11 protein-coding genes are annotated in these 12,571 nt (G+C 38.3%); 4 read left to right on the top strand and 7 right to left on the bottom strand.

Translation table 11 applies throughout. The features are described from left to right. Nucleotides 1-112: 112 nt before the first annotated feature. Together V7127_RS12850 and V7127_RS12855 are read left to right on the top strand one after the other, a co-directional pair. On the top strand, nucleotides 113-763 hold the full coding sequence (locus tag V7127_RS12850) for an acetoin utilization AcuB family protein (RefSeq protein ID WP_335486604.1): 651 nt from the start codon (nucleotides 113-115) through the stop codon (nucleotides 761-763). Further along, nucleotides 760-1,929 carry an acetoin utilization protein AcuC gene (locus V7127_RS12855; RefSeq protein WP_335486607.1) on the top strand — a complete coding sequence of 390 codons (1,170 nt, stop codon included), beginning with the start codon at nucleotides 760-762 and terminating at the stop codon, nucleotides 1,927-1,929. The genes V7127_RS12850 and V7127_RS12855 overlap by 4 nt, the downstream gene beginning before the upstream one ends. Nucleotides 1,930-2,036: 107 nt before the next feature. On the opposite strand, the gene ccpA is transcribed toward V7127_RS12855, so the two are convergent. Both ccpA and V7127_RS12865 read right to left on the bottom strand, forming a co-directional pair. Further along, a complete protein-coding gene (gene ccpA / locus V7127_RS12860; RefSeq protein WP_335345998.1) occupies nucleotides 2,037-3,035 on the bottom strand; it encodes a catabolite control protein A in 999 nt (332 codons plus the stop codon). A 220-nt stretch (nucleotides 3,036-3,255) separates the two neighbouring features. After that, a complete protein-coding gene (locus tag V7127_RS12865; RefSeq protein WP_335486611.1) occupies nucleotides 3,256-4,329 on the bottom strand; it encodes a bifunctional 3-deoxy-7-phosphoheptulonate synthase/chorismate mutase in 1,074 nt (357 codons plus the stop codon). A gap of 322 nt (nucleotides 4,330-4,651) precedes the next feature. On the opposite strand from V7127_RS12865, the gene V7127_RS12870 reads away from it, so the two are divergent. Beyond that, nucleotides 4,652-6,817 (top strand): cell division protein FtsA, encoded by a 2,166-nt coding sequence (locus tag V7127_RS12870; protein WP_335486614.1) that lies wholly within the window; start codon nucleotides 4,652-4,654, stop codon nucleotides 6,815-6,817. A 317-nt stretch (nucleotides 6,818-7,134) separates the two neighbouring features. Here V7127_RS12870 and ytxJ read toward each other — a convergent pair whose 3' ends face one another. From ytxJ to V7127_RS12885, 3 genes are read right to left on the bottom strand one after another with little or no spacing between them, the layout of a single operon-like run. Continuing rightward, nucleotides 7,135-7,464, bottom strand: a complete 330-nt coding sequence (gene ytxJ / locus V7127_RS12875) for a bacillithiol system redox-active protein YtxJ (RefSeq protein ID WP_335486617.1) — start codon at nucleotides 7,462-7,464, stop codon at nucleotides 7,135-7,137. 16 nt (nucleotides 7,465-7,480) lie between these two features. Further along, complete coding sequence (locus V7127_RS12880) at nucleotides 7,481-7,954, bottom strand: YtxH domain-containing protein (RefSeq protein WP_335346002.1); 474 nt, start codon at nucleotides 7,952-7,954, stop codon at nucleotides 7,481-7,483. A gap of 13 nt (nucleotides 7,955-7,967) precedes the next feature. After that, nucleotides 7,968-8,450 carry a DUF948 domain-containing protein gene (locus V7127_RS12885; RefSeq protein ID WP_335486620.1) on the bottom strand — a complete coding sequence of 161 codons (483 nt, stop codon included), beginning with the start codon at nucleotides 8,448-8,450 and terminating at the stop codon, nucleotides 7,968-7,970. 241 nt (nucleotides 8,451-8,691) lie between these two features. Between V7127_RS12885 and V7127_RS12890 the strand changes: the two genes are divergently transcribed. Beyond that, the gene (locus V7127_RS12890) at nucleotides 8,692-9,807 is read left to right on the top strand and encodes an aminopeptidase (RefSeq protein WP_335486623.1); all 1,116 of its coding nucleotides are present in this window, start codon (nucleotides 8,692-8,694) and stop codon (nucleotides 9,805-9,807) included. Nucleotides 9,808-9,850: 43 nt separating this feature from the next. On the opposite strand, the gene murC is transcribed toward V7127_RS12890, so the two are convergent. Further along, nucleotides 9,851-11,146 carry a UDP-N-acetylmuramate--L-alanine ligase gene (gene murC, locus V7127_RS12895; RefSeq protein WP_335353781.1) on the bottom strand — a complete coding sequence of 432 codons (1,296 nt, stop codon included), beginning with the start codon at nucleotides 11,144-11,146 and terminating at the stop codon, nucleotides 9,851-9,853. Nucleotides 11,147-11,428: 282 nt separating this feature from the next. After that, nucleotides 11,429-12,526: a nicotinate phosphoribosyltransferase gene (locus tag V7127_RS12900; RefSeq protein ID WP_335343830.1), complete on the bottom strand. Its 1,098-nt coding sequence runs from the start codon at nucleotides 12,524-12,526 to the stop codon at nucleotides 11,429-11,431. Nucleotides 12,527-12,571: the final 45 nt, after the last annotated feature.

Here is a 12,571-nt window from a genome sequence, read left to right on the forward strand (position 1 = left end):
CGTGCGATGTGTCGCTGACGAAGCTTACCTTGTCCTGTCGCATTGTCGACACTAGTACGTCCTGTACGCCGTGGGGAGGCGCTGGAGCTGGACAAAATAGGGGGATATAGAAATGATTGTCGAAGAAATCATGTGGACAGAAGTTGTGGCATTATCGAAAGATGATAGCATCGCAAAAGCCATTAAACTAATGAATGAGAAGAAAATTCGCCACCTGCCAATTATTGATGAAAATCAGCGCTTAATTGGATTAGTAACAGACCGAGACATACGTGATGCCACTCCTTCCATCCTTTTTGAAACAGAAAAATTTAAAGAGCTTTTACAAAATCCTTTGAAAATGATTATGAAAACAGATATTATCACTGGACATCCCCTCGATTTTGTAGAGGAAGTATCTGCGATTCTTTACGAGCACCGCATTGGCTGTCTGCCAATATTAAAGGATGATAAGCTTGTTGGTATTGTCACAGAGACTGATTTACTAAGGACATTAGTTGAATTAACAGGTGCCCATCAGCCAGGCTCACAAATAGAAGTAAAAGTACCAAATAAAGCTGGAATGCTCTACGAAATAACAACGGTCATTCGAAACCGTAAAGCAAATATTCAAAGTGTGTTAGTTTATCCCGATAAGAGGGATGAAAAATATAAAATAATCGTTTTAAGAGTCCAAATAATGAACCCACTTTCCATCATTAAAGATTTACAAGATGCTGGTCATCAAGTATTGTGGCCTAATGATCCGGAGCAATCATCATGATTCAAGATTCTGTTTTTGTATTTTCAGAGGATTTGCTGAACTATAAATTCAGTGAGAACCATCCTTTTAATCAATTAAGGATTAAACTTACACTCGATTTACTAATGCATTTAAATTCTATTGAGAAACATCAGATCATTGCGCCAAGAAGAGCATCAGATGACGAATTGGAGCTAATACATGACCCCAATTATGTGAATGCGGTCAAACTGGCAGGGAGCGGCCAGCTTTCACAAGAAATAGCTGAGAATTATGGGCTTGGCACAGAAGACACTCCCGTATTCCCTAAAATGCATGAAGCAAGCTCGCTCCTAGTTGGAGGAACTTTAACAGCTGTTGATCATGTCATGAGCGGCCGTTCTAAGCATGCACTTCACCTTGGGGGAGGCCTCCACCATGGCTTTAGGGGAAAAGCTTCAGGCTTTTGTATTTATAATGATAGCTCAGTCGCTATTAAATACATTCAGGAAAAATATAAAGCCCGAGTTCTATATGTCGATACAGATGCCCATCATGGTGACGGTGTGCAATGGTCATTTTATGATGATCCTAGCGTATGTACACTTTCTATTCATGAAACTGGCCGATACCTATTTCCAGGAACAGGAAATGTTAATGAACGGGGTCAAGGTAAGGGATATGGGTATTCTTTTAACATACCTGTTGATGCATTTACGGAGGATGATTCCTGGCTAGACATATACCGTACTTCTTTAAAAGAAATTGCAGCGTATTTTAAACCGGATGTGATCCTAACACAAAACGGTGCTGATTCGCATTATTTAGATCCACTGACACATCTTTCATCAACCATTAATATTTATCGCGAAATTCCGAAGCTAGCTCATGAAATAGCCCATGAATACTGTGATGGCAGATGGATTGCGGTAGGTGGAGGTGGGTACGATATATGGCGGGTAGTCCCTCGTGCATGGGCTTTAATTTGGTTGGAAATGACGAACAAGCAAATTGGTACCGGAGACTTGCCATCGGAGTGGGTGAATAAGTGGAAGGATGCTTCACCCGTTCCGATTCCAATACATTGGGATGACCCCGGCGACATGTACAAGCCAATTCCAAGAAAAATGGAAATTACAGAAAAAAATAAACAGACACTTGATAAGGCCTTATATCCGATACGAAACCAAAGTAAAAAGACAAGTTAAAAAAGCATTTAATCGCAAAAGGACCCAACAGGGTCCTTTTATTTTGTAACAAGCTCATCTTTACTGTATACCGGATCGGAAATAACCATTTCCACTCGGCTATTTTATTATTTTGTTGAGCTTCGTTCTTCGATGCGGTGAGGGAGTACGATGATATGATCTGTTACTTCTTCCTTGTTCATATATTTCGTTAAGAGTCTCATCGCAACTGCGCCAATATCATAGAGCGGCTGTACGATTGTCGTTAGCTGCGGGCGAACCATTAACGACAATTTCGTGTTATCTGAGCTGATTACTTCAAAATCCTCCGGAACATTGAAACCTCGATCCTCAGCGCCATGAACAAGGCCAAGCGCCATTTCATCTGAAGAAGAAAAAATCGCGGTTGGTTTTGTTTCAGCCTCAAGTAGCTTTTCAAATGCTTCAATTCCTGAATCATATGTGTAATCACCTTCTGCCACTAATTCCTCCTTAAATGGCAGACCTTTTTCAGCCAAGGCACGTTTGTAGCCTTCAAGCTTTTTCACACTATTAATAGGATCATGGGATGGTCCTATGACAATAGCCACATCTTTATGGCCTCTATTTATAAAATTAATAATTACATCATATGTTGCCTGCTCATAATCAATATTAACGGAAGGAATTCTTTCTGTTTCTTCTATTGAACCCGCTAACACAATTGGCACAGGTGACTTCTCAAATTCCTGTACTAGCTCCTCAGTTATATTTCCACCCATAAATACAATTCCATCTACTTGCTTTCCAAGCATTGTATTAATTAAATGAAGTTCCTTATCTAAATTTTGATCTGAATTACTTAAAATAATATTATATTTATACATTGTGGCGATATCTTCAATTCCCCTAGCCAGCTCGGCAAAAAAGATATTTGAAATATCTGGAATAATTACCCCAACCGTTGTTGTTTTTTTACTAGCTAGTCCGCGAGCAACAGCGTTTGGGCGATATCCTAGCCTTTCAATGACTTCTGATACTTTTTTTCTTGTTGCGGGCTTTACGTTAGGATTTCCGTTTACTACCCGGGAAACCGTTGCCATGGAAACGTTGGCCTCTCTTGCAACATCATAAATGGTTACATTCATCTATATCACTCCTTAAATAATTGGCAAAGTTACTTATTTATTACTAGTTTACAACAAGCAATCATTACCTAGTCACCACGATGTTTGTGAGTGGCTACACAATCTATATTTATGTAACTAATCATACGACAGACTTGGGAATGCCGCAATGTCAAGCGTATAAATTTTACAATTTAAAATAAAAAAGCCTTCTGACAATTAGCAGAAGGCTTCTCACGTATTATACTCTTGCAAAAGCAGAAGATTTCAGTTCTTTCATAAATTCATCAAACTGCTTTAAATCCATTTGCTGAGCGTTATCAGATAAAGCTACAGCTGGATCTGGGTGAACTTCGGCCATAATTCCATCAGCTCCGATGGCTAATGCTGCTTTTGCTGCTGGAAGAAGTAAATCACGTCTTCCTGTTGAATGTGTTACATCAACTAAGACAGGCAAGTGCGTTTCCTGTTTTAAAATCGGTACAGCAGAAATATCAAGAGTATTGCGAGTAGCACGCTCATACGTGCGAATTCCGCGTTCGCAAAGAATGATTTGTCCATTGCCCTGAGCCATAATGTACTCTGCGGCATTAATGAATTCTTCAATCGTTGCCGCAATTCCGCGCTTTAGTAGCACTGGCTTATTGACAGCACCTGCAGCTTTTAAAAGCTCGAAATTCTGCATGTTTCGTGCACCGATTTGAATAACATCAATATAGTTAACAGCTGTTTCAATATCATTAGGGCTAACAATTTCACTAATAACAGCTAAATCGAATTCATCGGCAACTCTTTTTAAGATTTTAAGACCTTCCAGTCCAAGTCCTTGGAAATCATATGGGGATGTTCTCGGTTTATAGGCTCCACCGCGAAGCAGCTTAAGTCCCTTAGACTTAACAGCATCAGCAACTGTTGCAACCTGCTCATACGATTCAACTGCACAAGGGCCAAATACTAAATGCTGATTTCCATCACCAATCTTTACTCCTTTTAAATCAACAATCGTATTTTCAGGCTTTTTCTTTCTTGAAACAAGAAGTGCTTTACGATGATCATCCTCTTGTAGTTCTAATCCCGCCTTAAAAATCTCCTTGAACATATGTTCAATTGTTGAATTTTCAAAAGGGCCGTCATTATGCTCTTTTATTAAATTGAGCATATGGCGCTCACGGACAGGATCATAGCGGTGAACACCTTGTGTTTCTTTCGCCTTTCCAATTTCCTGAACCAACTTCGCTCTTTCGTTGATTAGTGAAAGAAGCTGTAGATTTAGTTCATCTACACGATCTCTCAACTGATTAAGTTCATTACTCATTTCCTGTCCCTTCCCTTCTCAAATTTAGTTTTTGAGTCCGATATGAATGAAATTGGATGACTTATTCATTCTCATCCGAATTTTAATGCTGAATAAATAATATTTTCAAAAGGATTATTTTCTATTCCGCATTTGTTTCTGCTCATTCTTCTTTATCGCCTCGTAAATATGTGGTACATTTTTAATAATTAGAATTATTATATATGAAATCTTCTGACATGTCACTAATTATTTCTTTAATAATTAAACGCTTTTCTGTAATAAAGCGTTTTCTTTTATCATTCATTTACTTTTTCTTATTAGTTAAAGAAGGTGTGTAAACTTGCTTGAACAAAAGAAGCTGTTTGCTTTAGATATAGGCACTCGTTCTGTGAATGGGATTATTTTAGATGAAACTGAGGGCAAATATCATGTTGTCGATATCCTTGTCAAAGAACATACGGAACGTGCCATGCATGATGGACAAATTCATGATGTATTAGCAGTCTCCAAAATTATTACCGAAATTAAGGAAGAACTGGAAATAAAACATGGTTCGCTAAAAAAGGTCTGTGTCGCTGCTGCTGGCCGTGCCTTAAAGACAGAACGTGCTAAAGTAAGCATTGATATTAACGGCAAGCCATTAATTCAAAAAGAAGATATCCTTCATTTAGAATTAAGTGCTGTCCAGCAGGCACAGGCAATAGTAGCAGAGAAATATCAATCAAACAAAACGTACTATTATTGTGTCGGTTATTCGGTTCTTTATTATCGATTGGATGGAGAAGAAATCGGCAGTTTAATTGACCAGCAGGGGGAAGAAGCCTCTGTCGAAATTATTGCTACCTTTTTGCCTAAGGTTGTTGTTGAATCCCTTCTATCAGCTCTTCATCGTGCTGGACTTGAAATGGAAGCTTTAACACTAGAGCCAATTGCGGCCATTAATGTTCTAATTCCCCCATCTATGCGCCGGTTAAATGTGGCTTTAGTGGATATTGGGGCAGGAACCTCTGATATTGCGATTACAGATCTTGGAACAATTATTGCATATGGAATGGTTCCGGTAGCTGGGGATGAGATTACAGAAGCGATCAGTGATCAGCTCCTTTTGGATTTTCCTTTAGCAGAAAAGGCAAAAAGAGAACTGCTTAGCCATGATTCGATTATGGTTACAGACATACTTGGATTTGAATCAGAGATCCAAAAGGATGAAATCGTTCAAAGGATTTCTCCTGCATTAGATAAGCTAGCAATGTCAATATGTGAGGAAATACTTGATTTAAACAACCAGCAGCCGCCAAAAGCAGTGATGCTTGTAGGTGGTGGGAGCCAAACACCTGAGTTGCCAAAACGGGTGGCGGAAAAATTGAATCTCCCCGAAAACAGGGTCGCAATCAGAGGTATTGATGCGATACAATCTTTGACTTTATCAGATCATATAACAAAGGGACCCGAGCTCGTTACGCCAATAGGAATTGCTATAGCTGCCCATAAATCCCCTGTTCAATACAAAACTGTTTATGTAAATGACCAGCCCGTACGATTATTTGAAGTAAAACAATTGACTGTTGGCGACTGTCTTCTTGCCGCTGGGATAAAGATGAACAAATTATATGGAAAACCAGGTTTGGCCATGATAGTCAATCTAAATGGACAAAATATCACAATTCCTGGCGGACATGGAGAAGCTCCATTAATTCTATGCAATGACAGCCCATGCTCATTAGAAAGCGTCATCCAAAATGGAGATCAGCTCATTGTTGAGAAAGGCAAGAACGGTCAAAAGGCAGAGGTGCTCATAAAGGATCTAATCGATGAAATTCCATCGAAACAAATCAAAATAAATGAGCAGCACTATATCATTACTGCTTCATTAAGCTGTAACGGGACTGCAGCTTCACCAGATAAGCTTGTAGAAGATCGTGATACGATCATATGCAAAATTCCTGAAACGGTAGAAGAGATGCTAGTTTCTCTTAATTTGCATGAACTGCTTGCTGAAATTAGGCCTTTCCGAGTTAATTTGAATGAAAAAGAAACCTTTATTCCTCCCCTTTCTGGGAAAATATACCGGAACGGAAAGGAAATTAAATCCTATCATAGTTTTGAACATGGAGATCATATTGTTATTGAAAAAAAGGCGGCTATTTCTGTACGTGAATTTGCCCAGCTTAAACAAATCATGCTGTCACAAAACATCCCAGTCTCCTTTAATGACAAGAAGATTAACCTTAGAAAGCCTGTCTCCACAGTGAAGAGGCAAGGAGTTACGTTACTGGAGGACGACTTAATCCAGGATGGGGACCATTTAATAATTGAACAAGGCAGAATCGAGCCATTTATTTTTCAGGATCTGTTTGGCCATGTGGATATTGATATACCAGCAGAATCTAATGGAAACTTTGTCTTGCTAGTTAATGGGGCACAGGCCAGATTTCATAGTACAATTGAACCCGGAGACGATTTAAAAATTGTTTGGCCCATTAAAACAACTGCTTTGAATAAATAAAAACATCCAAAACCGTAACGGGTTCGAATTTAAAGTATAAAATGACAATTAGTAATAAAAATGCTGAAGAAAACAGCAAATGATACTGAATACAAAAATGCGCAGAGAATATAATACTCTGCGCATTTTTTATTGGGCTTAGCACCCGTACTATCAGTGATGCGGACTTTTTAAAGGACACAGAATCCTTTATTTGATAAAAAAGAGGAGAAAATGACGATTTTTCATCAAATAAAGGAACGTGTGTCCATAAACTTCCCAAATATGGGGTTATTTTCACAGATAGCGGAACCAGAGTCCGCTGAAAACGGATGTTTTTATTTATGTTCCTTTATTGCATTCGTTAATGAGTCATAGGTAATTTTCCAATGAGAAGCATGCCAGGCCAATTCGCCATTATTAATTAGCAGTGCCTGAGGCGATTCGTGTTTAATATAATATTTCTCCGCAATGTGGTTAGATAAAGGGCGATCCTCTTGAACAACCAAATAATATATTTGCTGGTTCTCATGTTCACTAGCAAAGCTCTCATACTCTTCATACGCAGCCTGACTAATAGGACATGTAGAGCTATGCTTTAAGATCATTACTTGCTCTGAAGCTTGCATAACCTGTTCAAATTCTTCATTTCCATTAAACCTTTTCATATCACTTTCCCCCAAATTAATGATTATATTTATGCTCCGTTTCATCAAAAGCTTTTTTCGTTTCTTCTAGCTTTTTCTGTATTTCATCATTATTGGCGCCTTGTTTATTGCTAACTGCTGTCTTATTTTCTTCAGCGCCGCCAGTCAAATTTTCTATTGGCTTTATGCTTTTTACCTTATTCACCAATTCAATGGATTGTTTGGATACGGATTGTGCAAGGACATTTGATTTCTCCTTGGCTGCCCCAGCAAACTGGGTACCCTTAGACATAGCTGATTCACGTAATTGCCCTGTTTTTTCTTTTAAAACAACAGCCTGTTCATTAATATTATTTCTTAATTCCTTTCCAGATTTAGGTGCAAGGAAAAGTGCTGCAGCCGCACCAACCATTCCGCCAATTAGTGCGCCTATTAAGAAATCCTTTGTATTAATATTTTCCTCTGATTTTGATTGACCTTGTTCATTTTGGCTTCTCTCTTGACTACTCATACCCTTATCCCTCCTAAAAATTTCTTTCTCTAATCCATCTTTTCTGAGGCACAGGCTTGTCAGCTGAAACCTCATCGGATTGAGCTTGTTTTCTCATTTTCCATTTGTCCTTTAACTCCATGATAATCTGACTCCATTGAACAACTTGAGAAATTCTATCTTTATTTTCTTCTAGTTGATTATCGATAGAGCGCGAAATCTTCTGGATGGACCCATTGAAGCCTCGAACAGAATCCCCTACTTCCTTAACTGCATTTACAACACTGCCTAGACTTTCTGATTTATGCTGTATATCCTCTGCAAGCGCATTCGTTTTTTCGAGTAATGCCGTTGTTTCTCTTGTTACCCCTTCTAACTGCCCCTCCAATCCTATTAACGTTTTCGAAACACTATCTAGTGTAACTTGAAGAGACTTAAGTGTTTTTGATAGGTAAATGACAAGAACGAGAAAAGCAATGGCGATGACTGCTATACTTAAATATAAAATAATCTGCACTTTGATGACCTCCATTTGTCCTAGCTATTTATCTTTTTCCCCAGTTGCTATTAACATAAACCCCCTAATCTATAATGAATTCCATTTAATAGATCAATTTCCTGCTAGTATTCCATCATATCTATACATTGGTCATTTTAACATAATTGCCCAATGATAAAATATATTAATAAACAAAAAGTTCGAATTGGGATACAATATGATTGTTAATATGAATTTGTTTACATCGGAGGGATATAGGATGAAAGATCCTCGTATTGAAAAACTAGCAAAAAATTTAATTAACTATTCTATTCGTCTTCAAAAGGGAGAGAAAGTTCTAATTGAAAACTTTGGTTTACAAAGAGAGCTTGTAACCGCACTTGTTAAAGAAGCTTATGCTGCAGGCGGTTTTCCATTTGTTCTATTAAAAGATCATCAGGTTGATCGCTCTCTCCTTTTAGGAGCACAGGAAGATCATTTTAATCTAGTAGCTGATTTTGAAGCAAATGTTATGAGCCAAATGGATGCATACATCGGACTCCGTTCAGGAAATAACATCAATGAACATTCAGATGTTCCTGATGATAAAATGAAAATTCATGGAGCAACGATCGGGAAAAAGGTACATCGTGAAATTCGCGTGCCGAAAACAAAATGGGTTGTCTTGAGATATCCGACATCCTCTATGGCTCAATTAGCGAAAATGAGCACAGAAGGCTTTGAGGATTTCTATTTTAATGTTTGTAATCTCGATTATGGAAAAATGGACAAAGCCATGGATAATCTTGTTGAGTTAATGAATAAAACCGATAAAGTGAAAATTACTGGCCCTGGAACAGACCTGACCTTCTCAATCAAAGATATCCCAGCCATCAAATGCTCCGGTCAGATGAACATTCCTGATGGAGAAGTTTATACAGCTCCTGTCCGTGATTCTGTAAATGGTGTGATTACATATAATACTCCATCTCCGTTTAATGGATTTACCTTTGAGAATGTAAAACTAACATTCAAGGATGGAAAAATAGTAGAAGCAGAGGCAAACGACACTGACAGAATTAATAAAATTTTTGACACGGATGAAGGTGCCCGCTACATTGGAGAATTTGCCATTGGTGTAAATCCGTTTATTCTGCACCCAATGCAGGATATATTATTCGATGAAAAAATTGATGGAAGCTTCCATTTCACCCCTGGCCAATGCTATGACGAAGCATACAATGGAAATCAGTCCAATATCCATTGGGATATGGTTAATATTCAGCGACCTGATTACGGCGGCGGTGACATCTACTTCGATGACCGTTTAATTCGGAAAGATGGACGCTTCGTTATCCCTGAATTAGAAGCACTGAACCCTGAGAATTTAAATTGAGTATAAAAAAAGATGCGGTTTAAGAAGCCGCATCTTTTTACATTTATAATTGATTTTCGTAAGCTTCTTGAAACTTTTGAATATCTCCAGCACCCATAAAAATAAGTACGCTATTTTCATGTGTTTTTAAAATAGCTGTATTTTCTTCTATTAATAGGTTGGCACCAGGGATTTTTTCCTTCAAATCCTCAATTGATAATTTTCCGTGGTTTTCTCTTGCGGAACCAAAGATTTCACATAAATAAACCTTGTCAGCCAAATTCAGGCTTTCGGCAAAATCCTCTAGAAATGCCTGGGTTCTCGTAAAAGTATGCGGCTGAAAAACACAAATGATTTCACGATTAGGATACTTTTGACGCGCAGCATCAACAGTCGCTTTAATTTCTGTTGGATGATGGGCATAATCATCAATGATTATTTGTGAACCAATCTTTTTTTCTGTAAATCTTCTTTTAACCCCGCTAAAGGTTTTAAGGTAGTTTTGAACAATTTCAGAATCCATTTCCTCATAATGGCATAACGCAATAACTGCCAATGAATTTAAGATATTATGGTCTCCAAACGTCGGAATAGAGAAGGTTTCATAAAATGTATTTCTAACAAATACATCAAAGGTTGTTCCTTCTGTTGATTTGACAATATTCCGTGCTTGAAAATCATTTTCTTCACCAAATCCATAAAATAAGACAGGTACCTTTGCTTGAATTCGCTGCAATTGTTCGTCATCACCACATGCGAAAATCCCCTTATTCACTTGCCATGCCATTTCCTGGAATGCAGAAAATACATCCTCAATATTAGCAAAGTAATCAGGGTGATCAAAATCAATATTCGTCATGATGGCATAATCAGGGAAGTATGATAAGAAATGCCTTCTATATTCACAAGCTTCGAAAACAAAGTACTCAGCATTCTCATCCCCGTTTCCCGTTCCATCGCCAATAAGGAATGAAGTTGGTTTTGCACCTTTCATGACGTGTGCAAGCAAGCCTGTAGTAGAAGTTTTCCCATGAGCGCCTGTAACGGCAACACTTGTAAAATCCTTCATAAAATCACCAAGAAACCGGTGGTAACGTACAACAGGCAGTCCAAGATTCATTGCTTCTTCGATTTCTTCATGCGTATCCGGGAAGGCATTTCCAGCAATAATGGTCATTCCAGGTTTTATATTTTCCTTTTGAAAGGGAAGGATCTTTATTCCAGATTGCTCGAGGGCCAGTTGTGTAAAAAAGCGTTTTTCATAGTCTGAGCCTTGTACTTCAAAATTCATATCATGCAGCACTTGCGCCAAGGCACTCATTCCGGACCCCTTAATACCTACGAAATGGTAAATAGTCATATAAAGAACCTCCAACCATCGTATATCTGTAAAACAGTATATGACATTCATCTAGTTTTGCGCATATCCTAATTTAGGACATGTTTAGTCAAAAAATTTAAAATGTGTGATTAAACCTTCGCTTTTAAATCTCTTTTTACGTTATATTTCATCATATTCAAACATTATATCACTATTTATTTTCAAAAACTATGTAATGAAATCCCAGCCTGAAAACTGTAAATGTATTTCATTGATAAGCTCCATGTGCCATCAATGGTCATGGAGCTTTTCAACTCTTTTCTATTCAACCTTTTCTAGGCGCGGGTTTGGACGGTAGCGTCTTCCGGCCTTAGCCGCATGCTTTCCATTAATTAAAACATTATCACCTGTAAAGCCAATATTAATCTTTAATAAGCTGCTTCCTACCCCATACATGTCTACTGGAACACCTTGCTCTTCAAATTCCAGAATTCGGGACTCGTTAAAGCCGCCGCTAACGACAATTTTCACATGATCGAAACCTTCATCATCTAGTGCTTTTCTGAGCGCAAAAATTAATTCTGCATTCACCCCTCGCGGATCAAAGGTTCCTAATACATGCTGATTTCTCAAGAAATACTGATCAATCATCGTGCGGGAAGTATCAATTCGGACACCCTTCAGGTCTTTACCAAAGACTCTTGCTACCTTTAAGGAGTCTGTAATGGCGTCATTGTTATAATCGACTAGAGATACTAGCTCATCTTCCGGGAATGTTTCCTGGTATGCCTTTGTTGCAGCAACGAGATCTCCATTAAACATCTGAATAAGAGCATGGGGCATCGTGCCCATTCCTTGTTTGCCCCACCATTCATTCATGGCATGGGTTGCTTGAGCAGTAGATCCTCCAATATAAGCTGCATAGCCATCCCCAGCTTGTGTTGTATAGTGATCATCGCGGTCGCCCATGAAGATCACTGGCTTTTGAGTTCCTGATACACTTGCTGCCTTAACAACATTATACACGTGCGAAGCGACTGACGTTCGACGGGAGAGTATCCCATCAATCACTCCTTCTAAATATCCAAAGCTTTGATATTTCCCTGTAATCGTTAATACTGTTTCAAATGGCGCAATTTTGTCGCCATCCTTTAATGAATATATTTCGAGTTCGTCTGGATTATCAGCAAATGTTTTAAGAAGTGCTATAACTTCATCTGTTCCACACAAAACAGCATGTTCTTTTTGAAAAAATTGCATCGTTACAATAATATCTTTATGATATTTATTCACAATCTCTCTAGTCTTTAAAAAGTACACCGCAGAAAACCAGCCATCTCTAATCCGTTCATCAAATTTAAAAGTCTGGTTTGTTAAACGTTTTATTTCCCCTTTTACCTTAAGTTCTATTTCCTTCATCCGTAAGCTCCTCACATACTGTTCGTAATCCTTAGGTTGTAGATA

Source organism: Bacillus sp. JJ1773 (assembly GCF_036962035.1).
Lineage (GTDB): Bacteria > Bacillota > Bacilli > Bacillales > Cytobacillaceae > Cytobacillus.